This window comes from Pseudomonas sp. SbOxS1 (genome assembly GCF_013416725.1).
Lineage (GTDB): Bacteria > Pseudomonadota > Gammaproteobacteria > Pseudomonadales > Pseudomonadaceae > Aquipseudomonas.
The window spans coordinates 24,545-43,243 of the sequence record NZ_JAAVXC010000029.1 but is presented as its reverse complement, the minus strand read 5'-3'; the positions used below and the strand labels follow the sequence as shown (position 1 = coordinate 43,243).

At 63.1% G+C, this 18,699-nt stretch carries 12 protein-coding genes and 2 riboswitches; of the genes, 6 read left to right on the top strand and 6 right to left on the bottom strand.

The annotated features are described in order from the left end of the window. The first annotated feature begins 69 nt into the window (after window positions 1-69). Window positions 70-1,614 carry an MFS transporter gene (locus tag HFK74_RS22805; protein ID WP_180205448.1) on the top strand — a complete coding sequence of 515 codons (1,545 nt, stop codon included), beginning with the start codon at window positions 70-72 and terminating at the stop codon, window positions 1,612-1,614. Between the two features lie 151 nt (window positions 1,615-1,765). Here the strand turns inward: HFK74_RS22805 and HFK74_RS22800 are convergent, their stop codons facing one another. The 4 genes from HFK74_RS22800 to cobW form a co-directional block, all read right to left on the bottom strand. After that, window positions 1,766-2,428, bottom strand: coding sequence for a VWA domain-containing protein (locus HFK74_RS22800; RefSeq protein WP_368738176.1), 663 nt, complete (start codon window positions 2,426-2,428; stop codon window positions 1,766-1,768). A gap of 2 nt (window positions 2,429-2,430) precedes the next feature. Beyond that, a complete protein-coding gene (locus HFK74_RS22795) occupies window positions 2,431-3,429 on the bottom strand; it encodes an ATP-binding protein (protein WP_180205447.1) in 999 nt (332 codons plus the stop codon). A 154-nt stretch (window positions 3,430-3,583) separates the two neighbouring features. Then, window positions 3,584-7,468: a cobaltochelatase subunit CobN gene (gene cobN / locus HFK74_RS22790; RefSeq protein WP_180205446.1), complete on the bottom strand. Its 3,885-nt coding sequence runs from the start codon at window positions 7,466-7,468 to the stop codon at window positions 3,584-3,586. 3 nt (window positions 7,469-7,471) lie between these two features. Further along, on the bottom strand, window positions 7,472-8,533 hold the full coding sequence (cobW, locus tag HFK74_RS22785; protein ID WP_180205445.1) for a cobalamin biosynthesis protein CobW: 1,062 nt from the start codon (window positions 8,531-8,533) through the stop codon (window positions 7,472-7,474). Window positions 8,534-8,631: 98 nt separating this feature from the next. Then, a riboswitch (cobalamin riboswitch) is annotated at window positions 8,632-8,844 on the bottom strand. A gap of 200 nt (window positions 8,845-9,044) precedes the next feature. Then, a riboswitch (cobalamin riboswitch) is annotated at window positions 9,045-9,270 on the top strand. Between the two features lie 121 nt (window positions 9,271-9,391). On the opposite strand from cobW, the gene HFK74_RS22780 reads away from it, so the two are divergent. The 4 genes from HFK74_RS22780 to cobM all read left to right on the top strand — a co-directional run bounded on the left by HFK74_RS22780 (window position 9,392) and on the right by cobM (window position 11,542). After that, the gene (locus HFK74_RS22780) at window positions 9,392-9,586 is read left to right on the top strand and encodes a CbtB-domain containing protein (protein ID WP_008059280.1); all 195 of its coding nucleotides are present in this window, start codon (window positions 9,392-9,394) and stop codon (window positions 9,584-9,586) included. An 11-nt stretch (window positions 9,587-9,597) separates the two neighbouring features. Next, entirely contained in the window at window positions 9,598-10,302 is a 705-nt protein-coding gene (locus HFK74_RS22775) for a CbtA family protein (RefSeq protein ID WP_180205444.1), read from the top strand. Further along, a complete protein-coding gene (locus HFK74_RS22770) occupies window positions 10,299-10,712 on the top strand; it encodes a cobalamin biosynthesis protein (protein WP_180205443.1) in 414 nt (137 codons plus the stop codon). The genes HFK74_RS22775 and HFK74_RS22770 overlap by 4 nt, the downstream gene beginning before the upstream one ends. A gap of 83 nt (window positions 10,713-10,795) precedes the next feature. Further along, entirely contained in the window at window positions 10,796-11,542 is a 747-nt protein-coding gene (gene cobM / locus HFK74_RS22765) for a precorrin-4 C(11)-methyltransferase (protein ID WP_180205442.1), read from the top strand. Between the two features lie 161 nt (window positions 11,543-11,703). Here cobM and nfuA read toward each other — a convergent pair whose 3' ends face one another. Beyond that, entirely contained in the window at window positions 11,704-12,288 is a 585-nt protein-coding gene (nfuA, locus tag HFK74_RS22760; protein ID WP_008059275.1) for a Fe-S biogenesis protein NfuA, read from the bottom strand. Between the two features lie 192 nt (window positions 12,289-12,480). Further along, a complete protein-coding gene (locus HFK74_RS22755; protein WP_180205441.1) occupies window positions 12,481-14,778 on the bottom strand; it encodes a fatty acid cis/trans isomerase in 2,298 nt (765 codons plus the stop codon). 156 nt (window positions 14,779-14,934) lie between these two features. Between HFK74_RS22755 and metH the strand changes: the two genes are divergently transcribed. Further along, a complete protein-coding gene (metH, locus tag HFK74_RS22750; RefSeq protein WP_180205440.1) occupies window positions 14,935-18,645 on the top strand; it encodes a methionine synthase in 3,711 nt (1,236 codons plus the stop codon). Window positions 18,646-18,699: the final 54 nt, after the last annotated feature.

Below are 18,699 nucleotides of genomic sequence, written 5' to 3'. Positions count from 1 at the left end.
TGGCGCCTAACAAAGGCATCGCCAGCCAGGGATAAGCTGCACGGAACCTCACAGTAGAGAACCCCTGCCATGTCCGTCAAACCCCAGGTGAGCCCGCGCCTGACCTTGTTAACCGCCAGTGCGGTGTGCTCGCTGATCGTGCTGGACACCAACATCGTCGCCGTTACCTTGCCCAGCATCGCCCGGGACCTGGGGGCGAATTTCGCTGACATCGAATGGGTGGTCAGCGCCTACATGCTGGCCTTCGCCGCGTTGCTGTTGCCCGCGGGCAGCCTGGCGGACCGTTTTGGTCGGCAGAAAACCCTGATGTGGGGGCTGGGTATTTTCATCCTGGCCTCGATCGGTTGTGGTGCCGCACCGAACGCGCTGTTTCTCGACATCGCCCGCGCGATCAAGGGCGTCGGCGCGGCGCTGCTGTTGACCTCGGCGCTCGCCTCCATCGGCCACACCTTCCACGATGAAGCCGAACGGGCCAAGGCCTGGGCCTTCTGGGGCGGTTGCATGGGCGTGGCCATGACGGCGGCGCCGACCCTGGGCGGGTTGATCGCCGAGTACGTGGGCTGGCGCTGGATTTTCTACCTCAACCTGCCGATCGGCCTGTTCCTGATGTTCATGGTCTGGCGCGCGGTACCGGAATCCCGTGACGCCCAGGCCGCGCGTCTCGATCCGTGGGGCAGCCTCGCCTTCAGCGCCAGCTTGCTGTGCCTGATCTGGGGCTTGATCGAAGCCAACCGCATCGGCTGGAACAATCCGGCGACCTACGTCCGCCTGGTGGGTGGTGCCCTGTTGCTCGGATTGTTCGTGGTGATCGAGCGCCTGCAGCAGCGGCCGATGATCGATCTGCAACTGTTCCGTCACCCACGGTTCATCGGCGCGTTGCTCGGTATGTTTGCCTACGCCGCGTGCGCCCAGGTGATGATGACCCTGCTGCCGTTCTACTTGCAGAACGGCCTGGGTTTTACCGCCATTTCCGCGGGGCTCGGCATGCTGCCGTTTGCGGTGACCATGCTGATCTTCCCGCGCATCGGTGCACGGCTGGCAGGATGCGTGACGCCCGCGAACATGATGGCCATCGGACTCACCCTGGTGGGCAGCGGTAACTTGCTCAGCGCCTGGGCAGTTGATAGCGGCGGATACCTGCCCTTCGCCCTGGCGATTGCAGTCACGGGTGCCGGCGCCGGGCTGCTTAATGGCGATACGCAGAAAAACATCATGGCCTGTGTGCCTCGGGCGCGTACTGGCATGGCCTCGGGCATGAGTACGACCATGCGCTTCAGTGCGGTGATGCTGGCCATCGGGGTTTATGGTGCGCTGCTGTCGGGGCATAGCGAACAGTTGCTGCACGACGGCCTGGCGGCACAGGGCGGACAATGGCTCGAGCACAGCCAGGGTATCGCCTCGCGGGTGGTGGCCGGTGACATGCCGGCGGCGCTGAGTCTGTTGCCAGAGGCCGCGCGGCCGGTGGTCGAGCCACTGGCGCGACAGGCATTCGTGGGTGGTTTCAGTTTGTTGCTTTGGGTCGCGGGCCTGGCGGGGTTGCTGGGCGCATTGGTTGTCGGGACACTGATGCGCAATCCGATTCCAGCGGCCCGGACAGCCCTGGTGCTTGAATGAAGCGTACCTGGCGAGTTCATCTTTGATTGTGGGATACCCATCGCCAGCAGGCTGGCTCCCACAGGGGATATCCGGCACTGATGAAATCTGTGGCTCACCCGAATGACTGTGGGAGCCAGCCTGCTGGCGATCAGGCAAGGCCACACAGAGCTCAGCCCGGCAGCAACTCGTCGATATGCCTATACTCGGACTGCAACTGCGCCGCCAATACCTTGCTGCGCCCAAGGCGAATCGGTCCGCGCTCGATGTCGATCAACAGCCCCGGGCAGTCGAGCACGGGCAACGAAGGCCATTCCTTCATCCGGCCATCGGTCACCACCAGCAAGCGCTGCTGCTCCTCCGGAAAACGCTTTCGCCGCACACCTAGCCAAAGCGCTGCTTCACCCAACGCCGCCAGCAACGGCGTGCCGCCGCCCGCGCCGAGGCCGTCGAGCCAATGGCGCAAACCGCTGGATGCCTTCAACCCCTGCACCTGCCACTTCGGTACCGCACCGCTGGCCGTGAGCAATGCCAGGCGCGCACGCTGGCGGTAGGCATCATCGAACAATTGCGCCAACAGGCCCTTGGCATCACTCAATGCCTGGTGGCGGCGGGTCGAAGCCGACGCATCGACAATCACCAGCCACAGCTCATGCGCCGAGCGCGTGCGCAGCTGGAACAGCACATCCTGGCGCTGGCGTGGTCGACCGTTGAGTAAGGTGCCGGGCCAATTGATCGAGCCGTTAGGGGCCGCGTGACGTTTACCCTGTTTACCGTGATCGAGGTGGCCGGCACGGGGTCTGGCATTCGCCCCCGCGTCAGATCGAGGGCGAATGCCTAGGGCTTTTTTGGCCAGCTCGGCACTTCACGCCGCGCTCCGACCGGCAGCGCTTGCGCGGGCATCTCGCCCCACTGGCCCTGGCCTTCGCTCGGATTTGGTTGTTGGCTGGATGGGGCCTGGTTTTGTTGGGGTGCCGGTGGTGTGTGCTCGCGACGACGATGACGCAAGGCGAACTCGGCGACCGCGTCGATATCCTCTTCGCCAATGGCTGTCGCGCCGCGCCAGGCCGCATGGGCGCGCGCCGCGCGCAACCAGACCAGGTCGGCGCGCAAGCCATCGACTCCGGCGGCAAAGCAACGCTCGGTGATCTGCGCCAACGCGTCATCGTCGAGGGGAATGCTCGCCAAGGTGCTGCGCGCGGTTTGGCAGCGCTCACGCAACGACTGCTGCTGGTGCTCCCATTCGACGCAGAATTGTTGCGGGTCACTGTCGAAATCCAGGCGCCGACGGATGATTTGCCCGCGCTCCGTCGGTGCGGTGTGGCCGCTGAGGGCGACGTTCAAGCCAAAGCGATCGAGCAGTTGCGGACGCAACTCGCCCTCCTCCGGGTTCATGGTGCCGATCAGCACGAACTTCGCCGAATGCCGATGGGAAATGCCGTCGCGCTCAACCAGATTGGTGCCGCTGGCCGCCACGTCGAGCAGCAGATCGACGAGGTGATCCGGCAGCAGGTTCACTTCATCAACGTAGAGCACACCGCCGTCGGCCTTGGCCAGCACACCGGGGGAAAATTGCGCGCGACCTTCACTCAGGGCGGCGTCGAGGTCGAGGGTGCCGACCAGGCGCTCTTCGGTGGCGCCCAGGGGCAAGGTGACGAATTGGCCGCTGGCCAGCAGGTCTGCAAGGCCGCGGGCCAGGGTCGACTTGGCCATGCCGCGCGGGCCTTCGATCAGCACACCGCCGATTTTCGGGTCGATGGCGGTCAGGTACAGCGCGAGTTTCAAATCGTCGGCGCCGACCACGGCGGAAAGCGGGAAATGCGGGGTGTCGGTCATGTCGGGTTACTCATCATGGTCGGTGGTGTCGTTGATCGTTCCCACGCTCCGCGTGGGAACGCAGCCCGGGACGCTCCGCGTCCCCTCTAAAGCCGAACGCGGAGCGTCCGTTGAGGCATTCCCACGCAGAGCGTGGGAACGATCTCTCAAGCCGTCAGCTGTCTTCTTCTATATCCAGCAACAAGTTTTCCAGCGCTTCCCGGTAATCACCCGGTTCTTTCCACATCCCCCGCTGTTGCGCTTCGAGCATCCGCTCGGTCATGTCCCGCAGGGCATGGGGGTTATGCTCGCGCACGAAATCCCGGGTGCCCGGATCGAGCAGATAGGCATCGGCCAGCAGCGCGTATTGGTGATCGTCGATCAAGCGGGTGGTGGCGTCGAAAGCGAACAGGTTGTCCACCGTCGCGGCCATTTCGAATGCGCCTTTGTAGCCGTGCCGCTTGACCCCGTCGATCCACTTCGGATTGGCCGCCCGGGAGCGGATGACCCGGTTCAGTTCTTCCTTCAGCGTGCGGATCTTCGGCAAGTCCGGCTGGCTGTGATCGCCGTGATAACTGGCCGCCGCCTCGCCACTCAGGCTTTCAACGGCGGCCAGCATACCGCCCTGGAATTGGTAGTAGTCATTGGAATCGAGCAGGTCGTGCTCTCGGTTGTCCTGGTTTTGCAGCACCGCTTGCACCTGGCTCAGGCGCTGGGAAAACTGCCCGCGTGCCTCGGTGCCTTCGTCAGACCCACCATACGCGTAGCCGCCCCAGTTCAGGTAAACCTCGGCCAGATCCTCGCGGCTTTGCCACAAGCGACCATCGATGGCGCCCTGCACGCCTGCGCCATACGCGCCGGGTTTGGCGCCGAAAATGCGCCAACCGGCCTGACGGCGAGCCGCTTCATCATCGAGCCCCGATTGCAGCAATGCTTCACGCTCGGCGCGCACCTTGGCTGCCAACGGATTGAGATCGTCCGGCTCATCCAGCGCGGCGACTGCCTGCACGGCCGCATCGAACAGCCGGATCAGGTTGGCGAAGGCATCGCGGAAGAAACCCGATACGCGCAAAGTTACGTCAACCCGCGGACGATCGAGCAAACTCAGCGGCAGGATTTCAAAGTCGTCGACCCGCTGACTGCCGGTGGCCCAGACCGGACGCACGCCCATCAGCGCCATGGCCTGGGCGATGTCGTCGCCGCCAGTGCGCATGGTCGCCGTGCCCCACACCGACAGGCCGAGCTGACGCAGGTGATCGCCATGGTCTTGCAGGTGGCGCTCGAGAATCAGGTTGGCGGACTGGAAACCGATGCGCCACGCGGTGGTGGTCGGCAGGTTGCGCACGTCCACAGAATAGAAGTTGCGCCCGGTGGGCAGCACGTCCAGGCGACCGCGACTCGGCGCGCCACTGGGGCCGGCCGGGACGAAACGGCCGCTCAGGGCATCGAGCAGGCCGCGCATCTCTGCGGGACCACAGGCGTCCAGCCTTGGTGCGACCACTTCGCGCAGGTGGTCGAGGATGACTTGAACCTCAATCCAGCGCGTCTCCTGTGGGAGCCCACTTTTGTGGCGAGGGGATTTATCCCCGTTGGGTCGCGGGGCGGCCCTGGAGAATGGGACTGCTGCGCAGTCCAACGGGGATAAATCCCCTCGCCACAAAGGCTGGCTCCCACAGGGGGTATTCAACGTTTGTGAAATAAGCTGTGTGGCAAACAGTTCGAGGCGTTCACGGGTATCGCCGGTGGTGCGCCAGGGCTCATCACCGAGCGACAACAATGCGTTCGGGCGCGGCCCGGTCCACGGTTCGGCCAACGCGCAATCCAGCGGATCGAACCCCAGTTCGAAGGCCTTGGCCAACGCCCGCAGCAGGCTCGATTGCGCCCCACGGCCATCACCCCGGGGAATGCGCAATAGCGCGAGCAAGGTGTCGATCCGCAAGCGACCGGCCGGCGACTCGCCGAACACGTGCAAGCCATCGCGGATCTGCGACTCTTTCAAGTCACACAGGTACGTGTCCAGGCGCGGCAGCCAGATCGCCGCATCGGCCTCGCTGTCCAGTCGTTCGTCCAGTTGCAGTTCACGGTCGATGTGGGTGTCGCGCACCAGTTGCAGGATATCGCGCTGCAATTCCCGGGCACGCCGTGGATCGAGCAATTGCGCCTCGTAGTATTCGTCCGCCAGCAACTCCAGGTTGCGCAGCGGGCCGTAGGTTTCGGCGCGGGTCAGCGGCGGCATCAGGTGGTCGATGATCACCGCCTGGGTGCGGCGCTTGGCCTGGGCGCCTTCGCCCGGGTCGTTGACGATGAACGGATAGATGTTCGGCAGCGGCCCGAGCAGCGCATCCGGCCAGCAGTGCTCCGACAGCCCCACGCCCTTACCCGGCAGCCATTCCAGGTTGCCGTGCTTGCCGACATGGATCACACCGTGGGCGCCGTAGGTGTTGCGCAGCCAGAAATAGAACGCCAGGTAGCCATGGGGCGGCACCAGGTCCGGGTCGTGATACACCGCACTGGGATCGACCTGGTAACCCCGCGCCGGTTGAATGCCGACGAAAGTCAGGCCAAAGCGCAACCCGGCGATCATCATTCGTCCGTCACGGCACATCGGATCACTGTCGGGCGTGCCCCAGCGTTCCAGTACCGCCGCCCGGTTGGCGTCTGGCAGCGCGTTGAACATCTGCAGGTAATCGTCCATGGCCAGGCTTTGCTGGCACGGGCGTTGATCGAGGGTATCAAGGTCGTTGCTGACGCCGCCGAGCAATTGCTGGATCAACCCGGTGCCGCTGTCCGGCAACCCGGCTGGCAGCGGATAGCCTTCGTTATATAGCGCGCGCAGGATGTTCAACGCCGCAGCCGGAGTATCGAGCCCGACGCCATTGCCGATCCGACCATCGCGGGTCGGGTAATTGGCCAGGATCAGCGCGATGCGTTTTTCGCCATTGGGCAACCGCGCCAGATCGATCCAGCGCCGCGCCAGTTGCGCGACAAAGTCCATGCGTTCCGGCTGCGCGCGATAGCAGACCACGTCTGACTGACTGCGCTCGCTGCGCCAGGCCAGGTCCTTGAAACTAATTGGCCGGCTGATGATGCGCCCGTCCAGTTCCGGCAATGCGATGTGCATCGCCAGATCCCGGGGGCCGAGCCCCTGTTCGCTGGCTCGCCAGCCCGGTTCATTGTCCTGGGCGCAAATGGCCTGGATCACCGGGATATTGCGGCGAAATGGGCGCAAGTGCGGTGCTTCCGGGCTGGATTGGGCGAAACCGGTGGTATTGAGAATCACCCCCGCCTCGACGTCATCCAGCCAGTCCTCGACCACCGTGAGGCAGCCGGGCTCTTTCAGGCTGGCCAGCGCTATCGGCAGCGGATTAAGCCCCGCCGCCTGCAAGCGCTGGCAGAAAATATCGATGAACGCGGTGTTCGCCGCCTGCAAATGCGAGCGGTAAAACAGCACCGCCGCCACCGGCTGACCGCCCTGCCACTCGGCTTGCCAGTCACTCAGTGCCGCGGGGCTTTTTTGTGGATGGTAAATCGCCGTGCGCGGCAAGGTGTGCGGCTCGGCCCAGGCGTAGTCGCGCCCCAGCCAACGATTGGCCAGGCAACGGAAAAAATCGAGGGCATTGCCCATGCCGCCCTGTCGCAGGAATTGCCAAAGCTGGTCACGATCCTCGACGCCCACGGTGCTGAGGTCGCTCAGCTCCGGGTCCGGACGATCATCGCCGGGCACCAGGATCAGCTGCACACCCCGCTGCGACAACTCCACCAGCCGCTCGACGCCGTAACGCCAATAGGCAATGCCACCGTGCAGCGAAATCAGGATGACTTTGGCGTGGCGCAGTACTTCGTCGACATACAGGTCGACCGACGCATGGTTCTGCACCTGCATCGGGTTGGCCAGGCGCACGCTCGGGTAATCGTCGGGCAACTGCTGCGCCGCTTCGGCAAGCAGCGCCAGGCTGGAGTCGCCGCTGCACAGGATCACCAGCTCGGCGGGGGTTTGTCCAAGGTCGGCAATGTTGTCATCCGACACGAATCCGCCGGGCTGGGTCCTGAGCAGGTGCATGGGTTACACGCTGAGCGCGGCGCGCAATTGCGCTTCGAGCGTTGCGGCGTCCAGTGCCTGGCCGATCAATACCAGCCGGGTGGTGCGCGCTTCTTCCGCGCCCCACTGGCGATCGAAATGCTTGTCGAAACGGGTGCCCACACCCTGGATCAGCAGGCGCATCGGTTTGTTTGGAACCGCGGCGAAACCTTTGACGCGCAGGATGCCGTGCTGCACCACCAGTTGGGTCAGCGCATCCATCAGCAGGCTTTCGTCGGATGCCGGCAGTTCGATGGAGATCGAGTCGAAAGCATCGTGGTCGTGATCGTCTTCGCCTTCATGGTGGTGGTCGTGATGGCTGTGGCGGCTGTCGATGTGTTCTTCGGAACCGGCGCCGAGGCCGATCAGCACGTCCAACGGCAGGCGACCGCTGCTGGCTTCGATGACTTTCACCGCTGGCGGCAGTTCTTCGGCGACTTCCAGGCGCACGCGGGCCAGGTCTTCGGGGCTGATCAGGTCGGCCTTGTTGAGGATCACCAGGTCGGCGCTGGCCAACTGGTCGGCGAACAGCTCGTGCAGTGGCGATTCGTGATCCAGGTTCGGGTCGAGTTTACGCTGGGCGTCGACTTGATCCGGGAACGCGGCGAAGGTGCCAGCCGCCACGGCCGGGCTGTCGACCACGGTGATCACCGCGTCAACGGTGCAGGCGCTGCGGATTTCCGGCCACTGGAAGGCCTGGACCAGGGGTTTTGGCAGGGCCAGGCCAGAGGTTTCGATCAGAATGTGGTCGAGGTCGCCACGACGGGCCACCAGTTCGCGCATCACCGGGAAGAACTCTTCCTGTACGGTGCAGCACAGGCAGCCGTTGGCCAGTTCGTAGACACGGCCATTGGCCTCTTCTTCGGTGCAACCGATGGAGCACTGCTTGAGGATTTCGCCGTCAATGCCCAGTTCGCCGAACTCGTTGACGATCACCGCGATACGGCGGCCCTGGGCATTGTCGAGCATGTGCCGCAGCAAGGTGGTTTTGCCCGAGCCGAGGAAGCCGGTGACGATGGTGACGGGGAGTTTGGCCAGTGTTTTCATCGGATGCCCTTTGGCAAGGTGGCGGGCATACGGGACGAGAACCGGCAACGCACAAGCGCGCCGGAAGCGTTCGCCACCGGATCACCCCGCCCGGTTGTAGTGAGAATCTGTATCGAGGCAGGTCTCCTGGCTGACGGCTGGCCAGTCGTTGGACTGGCGGTTGCTGCGCCTTCCCGCGCGCGCCATGGCTGGCGCATGCAGTGGCATGGCAGAAACTGAACCGTTCACAGTTGCGGGGGCAGCCGCGGCATTGACCGCGTTCCCTTCTTAGCTTCGACAAACGCCGAAGAACCTCGAAAGCGCAAGGCTACGCATGGTATCGGGGCGGGTCAATCCGTAGGAGCTAGATCGTTCCCACGCTCTGCGTGGGAATGCAGCCCGGGACGCTCCGCGTCCCATCAACCGCCGAACGCGGAGCGTCCGAAGAGGCATTCCCACGCAGAGCGTGGGAACGATCCAACACTCAAACGAGAACCCTTGCCAATTGACGCATCACCCCCGCCCATGCTCTCCTACGCATCTTGTTACGGGTGCCCTTCACAGGGTGAAACGGGAAACCGGTGAATCATGTGCTTTACTTCAGGCCATGTCAGTCCGGTGCTGCCCCCGCAACGGTAAGCGAGCGAAGCGTCAGATCCACTGTGCCAATGCGGCATGGGAAGGTGACGCTTACAGGTTCAGGCTAACGCCCGCGCCCCTCGTGAGCCCGGAGACCGGCCCGCAACACAAAGTGAACAATACGATCACTTCAATCAACAAACCCGCGGTGGGCGGGCGCTGTTCGGACTCCTGCGCGCCCGGTCGTGCGGAGCTCTGCTTGCGCTCTTATTCCCCGCTGACAGAACAGAGGGAAGCGCCATGTCGATTATCAGCAGCACCGGCCACAGCAATACCGCCAGCACCACCACTACCCTGTCCCAGCGCCTGACCGCCGCCGTTTGTGCGTCGATCCTCGGCGCGTGCCTGGTGTATTTCGCCGGTTTCTCGCACATCGAAGCCGTTCACAACGCGGCTCACGATACGCGCCACAGTTCCGCGTTCCCGTGCCATTGAGACCTGCCGACATGATCAAGCGTATTGCGCAAACCGCAGGGTTCAGCGGGCTGCTGGCCGCCCTGCTGCTGACCCTGCTGCAAAGCTTCTGGGTTTCTCCGCTGATTTTGCAGGCCGAAACCTACGAGAAATCCGAACCTGCGGCGGTTGAAGTCCACGAACACGCCGCGGGCGTCGCCGCTCATAGTCACGACGGTGAAGCCTGGGAGCCGGAAGACGGCTGGCAGCGCGTGCTGTCGACCACTGGCGGCAACCTCGTGGTGGCAGTCGGTTTCGCCCTGATGCTCGCCGGCCTCTACACCCTGCGCGCGCCGACAAAGACTTCCCAAGGCCTGCTCTGGGGCCTGGCTGGCTACGCGACCTTCGTACTGGCGCCGACCCTTGGCCTGCCCCCTGAGTTGCCGGGCACCGCGGCTGCCGATCTGGCGCAACGCCAGCTCTGGTGGATCGGCACCGCGGCCTCCACCGCTGTCGGTATCGCCCTGATCGTATTCAGCCGCCACTGGCTGATGAAAGTCCTCGGCGTGGCGATCCTTGCCGTGCCGCATGTGATTGGCGCACCGCAACCGGAGGTGCACTCGATGCTCGCTCCAGAGGCACTGGAAACTCAGTTCAAGATCGCTTCGCAGCTGACCAACGTGGCGTTCTGGCTGGCCCTGGGCCTGATCAGCGCCTGGTTGTTCCGCCGCAAAAGCGATGGCCAATACCACGCATGACTGACCTCGGCACAGCGCCGACCCTGGTGGTCGGCCTGGGCTGCCAGCGCGGCTGCCCCGTCAGCACGTTGCGGGCACTGCTCGACCAGGCACTGCAGGCGCACCGGATCGAACTGCATCGGATCAAGGCCTTGGCCAGTATCGATTTGAAGCGCGACGAACCGGCCCTGAACGAACTGGCCGAACAGCTTGGGTTGCAGGTGCTGTACTTCAGCAGTGAGCAATTGGCCGCCTATCAGCCACACCTCAGCCACCATTCGCAGATCGCGTTCGAGCGTACCGGCTGTTACGGCGTGGCGGAAAGTGCCGCCCTGGCCTTGGCCGAACAGTTGGCCCAGTCGCCGGCAAAACTGCTGATTCGCCGACAAAAATATGCCCAGGCCACCCTCGCCTTGGCCGGCGCCGCGTAAAATCCCCGATAATCCGCGCATTCGATCATGAGCAATCTTCATCTGAAGCCTTGCGCAGCCCCCATTTTCAACAGGAACCTTTGATGACCGTCTACTTCATTGGCGCAGGTCCCGGCGACCCGGAACTGATTACCGTCAAGGGCCAGCGCCTGATTCGCAGCTGCCCGGTGATCATCTATGCCGGCTCGCTGGTACCCACCGCGGTGCTGGAAGGACACTGCGCCGAACAGGTGGTCAACAGCGCCGAACTGCACCTGGAACAGATCATCGAATTGATCAAGACGGCCCATGCCAATGGCCAGGACGTGGCTCGCGTGCACTCCGGCGACCCGAGCCTGTATGGCGCCATCGGCGAACAGATTCGCCATCTGCGTGAGCTCGATATTCCTTTTGAGATCATCCCCGGCGTGACGGCCACGGCCGCCTGCGCGGCGCTTCTGGGCGCGGAGCTGACGTTGCCGGATGTGTCACAAAGCGTGATCCTGACTCGCTACGCCGACAAGACCGCGATGCCGGCCGGAGAAGAACTGGGCAGCCTGGCGCAGCATGGGGCGACCATGGCGATCCACTTGGGGGTCAATCATCTGGAGAAAATCCTTGCCGAGTTGCTGCCGCATTACGGTGCGGATTGCCCGATCGCGGTGATTCACCGGGCGACCTGGCCGGATCAGGATTGGGTGGTGGGGACGCTTGAGGATATTGCCGGGAAGGTTGCGACCAAGGGGTTTCGGCGCACGGCGTTGATTCTGGTGGGTCGGGTGCTCGGCAGCGATCATTTCAGCGAGTCGTCGCTGTATCGCGCCGGGCATGCACATCTCTTCCGACCCTGATCGTCCCCACGCTCTGCGTGGGAATGCAGCCCGGGACGCTCTGCGTCCCCTCTAAAGCCGAACGCGGAGCGTCCGTTGAGGCATTCCCACGCGGAGCGTGGGAACGATCAAAAAAAAACGGCGCTCACGGGGCGCCGTTTTTTCATGCCGCAGCGAACACCTTAGTAGTAGGCGTTTTCTTTCTGCGTGTGGTCCGTCACATCACGCACGCCCTTGAGCTCGGGAATACGCTCGAGCAAGGTGCGCTCGATGCCTTCCTTCAAGGTCACGTCTGCCTGGCCACAGCCCTGGCAACCGCCGCCGAACTGCAGGACGGCGATGCCGTCTTCGACCACATCGATCAGGCTGACCTGGCCGCCGTGGCTGGCCAGCCCCGGGTTGATCTCGGTTTGCAGGTAGTAGTTGATACGCTCGTTGATCGGGCTGTCGGCATTGACCATCGGCACCTTGGCGTTTGGCGCCTTGATGGTCAGCTGGCCGCCCATGCGGTCGGTGGCGTAGTCGACAACGGCATCGTCCAGGAAAGCTTCGCTGAAATGGTCGATGTACGCGGTGAAGCTTTTGAGCCCCAGCGCGGTGTCTTCAGGTTTTTCTTCGCCCGGCTTGCAATAGGCAATGCAGGTTTCGGCGTACTGGGTGCCAGGCTGGGTGATGAAGACGCGGATGCCGATGCCCGGGGTGTTCTGCTTGGAGAGCAGATCAGCCAGGTAATCGTGTGCGGCGTCGGTGATGGTAATAGCGGTCATGGAAACTCCTCGCAGGCTTGGGCGCAGTTTACGCCAATCATCGCCGCGCACAAAGTCCTAGTATTTTTGTCGGGAAAAGAAAGGACGATTGACCCTGTAGGAGCGAGGCTTGCCCGCGAAGAACGATAACGCTGTCTACCCCGAGACTACAGCGCCTGGTTCGCGGGCAAGCCTCGCTCCTACAGGAATTATTCAGAGGTTCTCGTAGCGATTCATGTCCAGCACACCCTCTTCCACCGGTTCGGTTTCGTGGATGTAGCGGCTCAGGTCATGGAAGTACTGCCAAAATTGCGGATGGCTACGCCGAATTCCCCAACGTTCGACGATTTTCTCGAAACGGTCGGCATCCTTGGCGTTTTCCATCGCATCGACAAACTCAGGCACCTGATCGGCCGGAATATTGAACATGAAGTTCGGGTAACTGCTCAGTACCCCGGGAAAAATGGTGAGCGTATCCAGCCCCGGCTGGTACCGCAGCGACTCGCCCACCAGGAACGCCACGTTGCTGTGCGCACGGTTGCGCAGCAGGCTGTAGACCACACGCTGACCGCTCGCGGTTTCGATGCGCAGCATGGTCGCTTCCGGCAGCTGATCGATGACCTTGAGGCCGGCCGCCGGGCGTGAGGCCAGGCGACTCAGGGCCTGCTCGGCGGCCTGCAGGACCGGATCGATGTTCGGCCGCGAGCAATAGGCGCCGTCGCAGCGATTGATCGGGTCAGGTTTGGCGTTCAGCTCACCGTAACGGGCCAGCAGCTGCATGGCGAAGTCGCGCTTGGGGTCCTTTTCATCGAGTTTCAGGGCGGTCGGCGTGTCGTTGTCGATGGACTCATAATCCAGCCACATCTTGAATTTACCGCTGCTCTGGTACCAATCGTCGAGGAAATCGTCCCGGGAATCCGCCGGCATCAGGCGCAGGAAATTCTGCTCGGCGCCATTGCGGATCAGGTCGAAATACAGGCGCGTCTGGGCCTGGTGGGACACATTGCCGAACACGTCGAAATTCACCGCCAACTGATAGTAAGTGCGCTCCAGCAGCGGGAAGTCGAACAGCCACATCGTCTGTGGTACGTCGCCGATCAGGCCCTTGGTCACCGCGGCGCTGTCGTAGTGGCGGAAAATGCTCAGCAGAGCGTTGTCGTTGCCGGCCCACAGGCTCGACCAGCTCGGTGCCGGCAGATCGGCATAGCTGTCCCGGCGCAGGGCTTCATATTCGTTACGCTTGTCGCGGTAGTCGTGCCACAGGCTCAGGACACTGCCGACGTCGTCGTTTTGCCCCGGCATCGCCAGCAACGGCGTGGCCTGGCCGCGATAGTTCGGGTCGGTGATATAGAGGTCGTGTTCCGGCGCCTGGAACAGTGCCCAGAAGTTGTCGCGGATCACGTCCGTCGCGATCTGCCCGCGGCAGACTGGGCCGCGAATAAAGGTGCGCACGAAATACTCGGCGTTATCGAGCATGAACTGATAACGCGCCTGGGCCGGGATCGCTTCGAAGGTGGCAAACGGATTGGCCCGGCGTTCCGGGCCGTAGCCCGGCAAGGCGCTGACCTGCCAGTTGCCGTTGTAGAACAGACTCTTGACCCGGGCCAGCTTCGCCGCGCTCAGGGCATAGGTGATGTGGGTCTTGTGCACGATCACCCCCTGCACCGGCCACAAGCGGTAATACACCTGGGTGCCGGGGTCGTCGTTCGGCCGACGGGTGTTGATCAGGTCGATCGGCTGGCCGGTCGGCGTGCGCGATCGCACCCACTGGAAGAAATGCCCCGGCTCGCCGTCCTTGAAATAGAGGTGCGCGAGAAACCAGTGCTCGAACAACCAGCGCCCCACCAGACTCTGCCGGGCGCCCGGTGCGTTGAGCAGGTTTTCCCACTGCACCACTTGCAACGCTTCCTTCGCGCTGGGCACCAGGGCCTGTTCATCGATCGGGGCACCCGAGGCCAGCCAGCGTTGCAGCGTCTGGTATTGCTGATCGGTCAGGCCGGTGACTGCCAAGGGCATGCCTTCCTTGGGATGAGCGCTGGCATACCCGTCGAACTCGGCAGGCAAGGCGCACATGTTGTCGCGATTGAGGCCCAGGACGATGTCCTCGGGCAATTTGGCATTGGGTTGCAAGCGGTTGGTGTGGCCCAGTTCAAGCATGCGCGCCATTAATGCAGCCTGGCTGCCCTGGGCGTCGAGCACCGAATAGAAGCCCTTTTGTTGCCAGGCCCGCTTGCCAAACGCGTCATAGAACAGGCGGCTCGGCGCGACAGCCTGGCTGCGATCGCCGTCATACACCGGGACTTTCGTCGCGCCACGGGCCGCGCCCTCCCCGCTGCCCAGGTTGAGCTGACAGGCGGCGTCGTTGCAGGCGTGGCAGGCCACGCACTTTTCGGTGAAGATCGGCTGGATGTCGCGGGTGTAGGAGATTGCAGGCGAAATCGCCGGACTTTGCGCGACCGCGCCCCAGCTTAAAAACAGCAACACACTGCTGATGACGACGCGATACGACATGTCCCTGGTCCCGATCCTTTAGAAAACGCCGCGATTCTACCGGGCTGGCCGCCCCACCAACATGAGCGATATTCATGGAAAACCCGGACATGCTCTAAAAGCGCACAGGTTTGCTATCATCCCGGCCCTTCGTCATGGTCTTTTCGAGTAGTCCCAATGTCCGATCGCAGTGTTCGCCTTCAAGCTCTCAAGCACGCCCTCAAAGAGCGCATCCTGATTCTCGATGGCGGCATGGGCACGATGATCCAGAGCTACAAGCTCGAAGAGCAGGATTACCGTGGCAAACGTTTCGCTGACTGGCCGAGCGATGTCAAAGGCAACAACGACCTGTTGGTGCTGACGCGCCCGGACGTGATTGGTGGCATCGAGAAGGCCTACCTGGATGCCGGTGCCGACATCCTGGAAACCAACACCTTCAACGCCACCCGAATTTCCATGGCCGATTACGGCATGGAAGAACTGGCCTACGAATTGAACGTAGAAGGCGCTCGCCTGGCGCGCAAGGTCGCCGATGCGAAAACCCTCGAGAACCCGGACAAGCCGCGCTTCGTTGCCGGCGTGCTTGGCCCGACCAGCCGTACCTGTTCGTTGTCCCCGGACGTGAACAACCCTGGCTACCGCAACGTGACCTTCGATGAGCTGGTGGTGAACTACACCGAGGCCACCAAAGGCCTGATCGAAGGCGGTGCCGACCTGATCCTGATCGAAACCATCTTCGACACCCTCAACGCCAAGGCCGCGATCTTCGCCGTGCAAGGGGTGTTCGAAGAGCTGGGCATCGAATTGCCGATCATGATTTCCGGCACCATCACCGACGCCTCCGGCCGCACCCTGTCCGGGCAGACCACCGAAGCGTTCTGGAACTCCGTGGCCCATGCCAAGCCGATTTCGGTCGGCCTGAACTGCGCCCTGGGCGCCAGTGAACTGCGCCCGTACCTCGAAGAGCTGTCGAACAAGGCAGGCACCCACGTTTCCGCACACCCGAACGCCGGCCTGCCCAACGAGTTCGGCGAGTACGACGAACTGCCGGCGCAAACCGCCAAGGTCATCGAAGAATTCGCCCAAAGCGGCTTCCTCAACATCGTCGGCGGTTGCTGCGGCACCACGCCGGGCCACATCGAGGCCATCGCCAAGGCCGTGGCCGGCTACGCACCGCGCCAGATTCCGGAGATCCCCAAGGCCTGCCGTCTCTCGGGCCTGGAGCCGTTCACCATCGATCGCAACTCGCTGTTCGTCAACGTCGGCGAGCGCACCAACATCACCGGTTCCGCCAAGTTCGCCCGGCTGATCCGTGAAGACAACTACACCGAAGCCCTGGAAGTCGCCCTGCAGCAGGTCGAGGCCGGCGCCCAGGTGATCGACATCAACATGGACGAAGGGATGCTCGATTCGAAGAAGGCCATGGTGACCTTCCTCAATCTGATTGCCGGCGAACCGGACATCTCCCGCGTACCGATCATGATCGACTCCTCCAAGTGGGAAGTGATCGAGGCCGGTCTCAAGTGCATCCAGGGCAAGGGCATCGTCAACTCGATCAGCATGAAGGAAGGCGTCGAGCAGTTCATTCACCACGCCAAGTTGTGCAAGCGTTATGGCGCCGCGGTGGTGGTGATGGCATTCGACGAAGCCGGCCAGGCCGATACCGAAGCGCGCAAGAAAGAGATCTGCAAGCGCTCCTACGACATTCTGGTCAATGAAGTCGGCTTCCCGCCGGAAGACATCATCTTCGACCCGAACATCTTCGCCGTGGCCACCGGTATCGAAGAACACAACAACTACGCCGTGGACTTCATCAACGCCTGTGCCTACATCCGCGACGAGCTGCCGTATGCGTTGACGTCGGGCGGCGTGTCCAACGTGTCGTTCTCGTTTCGCGGCAACAACCCGGTGCGCGAGGCGATCCACTCGGTGTTCCTGCTGTACGCGATCCGCGCCGGCCTGACCATGGGCATCGTCAACGCCGGTCAGCTGGAGATCTACGACCAGATCCCGGTCGAACTGCGCGACGCCGTTGAGGACGTGATCCTCAACCGCACCCCGGAGGGCACCGACGCCCTGCTCGCCATCGCCGACAAGTACAAGGGCGACGGCAGCGTCAAGGAAGCCGAGACCGAAGAGTGGCGCAACTGGGACGTCAACAAGCGCCTGGAACACGCACTGGTCAAGGGCATCACCACGCACATCGTCGAAGACACCGAAGAGTCGCGCCAATCCTTCGCCCGTCCGATCGAAGTGATCGAAGGGCCGCTGATGTCCGGCATGAACATCGTTGGCGACCTGTTCGGTGCCGGCAAAATGTTCCTGCCGCAGGTGGTGAAATCCGCCCGGGTGATGAAGCAGGCCGTGGCCCACCTGATCCCGTTCATCGAACTGGAAAAAGGCGACAAGCCGGAGGCCAAGGGCAAGATCCTCATGGCCACCGTGAAAGGCGACGTGCACGACATCGGCAAGAACATCGTCGGCGTGGTGCTGGGCTGTAACGGCTACGACATCGTCGACCTCGGCGTGATGGTGCCGGCGGAGAAAATCCTCCAGGTGGCCAAGGAGCAGAAGTGCGACATCATCGGCCTGTCCGGCCTGATCACGCCGTCGCTGGATGAAATGGTCCATGTGGCTCGCGAGATGCAGCGCCAGGATTTCCACCTGCCGTTGATGATCGGTGGCGCCACCACCTCCAAGGCGCACACGGCGGTGAAGATCGAGCCCAAGTACAGCAACGACGCGGTGGTGTACGTTACCGACGCCTCCCGTGCTGTGGGCGTGGCGACCCAGTTGCTGTCCAAGGAACTGAAGGCCGGCTTCGTCGAGAGAACCCGCGAGGAATACATCGAAGTGCGCGAGCGCACCGCCAACCGCAGCGCCCGCACCGAACGCCTGAGCTACGCGGCGGCGATCGCCAAGAAGCCACAGTTCGACTGGAGCACCTACACGCCGGTCAAACCAGCCTTTACCGGCGCCAAGGTGCTGGACAACATCGACCTCAAGGTACTGGCCGAATACATCGACTGGACGCCGTTCTTCATTTCCTGGGACCTGGCCGGCAAGTTCCCGCGCATCCTCCAGGACGAAGTGGTCGGTGAAGCCGCGACCACGCTGTACGCCGATGCCCAGGAAATGCTCGCCAAACTGATCGACGAGAAACTGATCAGCGCCCGCGCGGTGTTCGGCTTCTGGCCGGCCAACCAGGTGCGCGACGACGATATCGAACTGTACGGCGATGACGGCAAGCCATTGGCCAAGCTGCATCACTTGCGCCAACAGACCATCAAGACCGACGGCAAGCCGAACTTCTCCCTGGCGGATTTTGTCGCGCCCAAGGACAGCGAAGTCACCGACTACGTGGGCGGTTTCATCACCACCGCCGGCATCGGTGCCGAAGAAGTGGCCAAGGCTTATCAGGACGCTGGCGACGATTACAACTCGATCATGGTCAAGGCCCTGGCCGACCGCCTGGCCGAGGCCTGTGCCGAGTGGCTGCACCAGCAGGTGCGTAAAGACTACTGGGGTTACGCCAAGGACGAGACGCTCGACAACGAGGCGCTGATCAAGGAGCAATACAGCGGCATCCGCCCTGCCCCGGGCTACCCGGCGTGCCCGGATCACACCGAGAAGGCCGCGCTGTTTGCCCTGCTCGATCCCGAGGCCGCCGAAATGCGTGCCGGCCGCAGCGGCGTGTTCCTCACCGAGCATTACGCGATGTTCCCGGCGGCGGCGGTCAGCGGTTGGTACTTCGCCCACCCGCAGGCGCAGTACTTTGCCGTGGGCAAGATCGACAAGGATCAGGTGCAGAGCTACACCTCGCGCAAGGGTCAGGAGTTGAGCGTCACCGAGCGCTGGCTGGCGCCGAACCTCGGCTACGACGACTGATCCAGTGAGCCCTGGAGTCGAACGCAGTCGACTCCAGGGTCTGCCGATCGATGA

What these genes read in the sequence shown, in the direction of transcription:
- HFK74_RS22780 (WP_008059280.1), top strand. Translation starts at nt 9,392, where the DNA reads ATGTCGATTATCAGCAGCACCGGCCACAGCAATACCGCCAGCACCACC.
- HFK74_RS22795 (WP_180205447.1), bottom strand. Translation starts at nt 3,429, where the DNA reads ATGACCGACACCCCGCATTTCCCGCTTTCCGCCGTGGTCGGCGCCGAC.
- cobW (WP_180205445.1), bottom strand. Translation starts at nt 8,533, where the DNA reads ATGAAAACACTGGCCAAACTCCCCGTCACCATCGTCACCGGCTTCCTC.
- metH (WP_180205440.1), top strand. Translation starts at nt 14,935, where the DNA reads ATGTCCGATCGCAGTGTTCGCCTTCAAGCTCTCAAGCACGCCCTCAAA.
- nfuA (WP_008059275.1), bottom strand. Translation starts at nt 12,288, where the DNA reads ATGACCGCTATTACCATCACCGACGCCGCACACGATTACCTGGCTGAT.
- HFK74_RS22775 (WP_180205444.1), top strand. Translation starts at nt 9,598, where the DNA reads ATGATCAAGCGTATTGCGCAAACCGCAGGGTTCAGCGGGCTGCTGGCC.
- HFK74_RS22755 (WP_180205441.1), bottom strand. Translation starts at nt 14,778, where the DNA reads ATGTCGTATCGCGTCGTCATCAGCAGTGTGTTGCTGTTTTTAAGCTGG.
- cobN (WP_180205446.1), bottom strand. Translation starts at nt 7,468, where the DNA reads ATGCACCTGCTCAGGACCCAGCCCGGCGGATTCGTGTCGGATGACAAC.
- HFK74_RS22770 (WP_180205443.1), top strand. Translation starts at nt 10,299, where the DNA reads ATGACTGACCTCGGCACAGCGCCGACCCTGGTGGTCGGCCTGGGCTGC.
- cobM (WP_180205442.1), top strand. Translation starts at nt 10,796, where the DNA reads ATGACCGTCTACTTCATTGGCGCAGGTCCCGGCGACCCGGAACTGATT.
- HFK74_RS22805 (WP_180205448.1), top strand. Translation starts at nt 70, where the DNA reads ATGTCCGTCAAACCCCAGGTGAGCCCGCGCCTGACCTTGTTAACCGCC.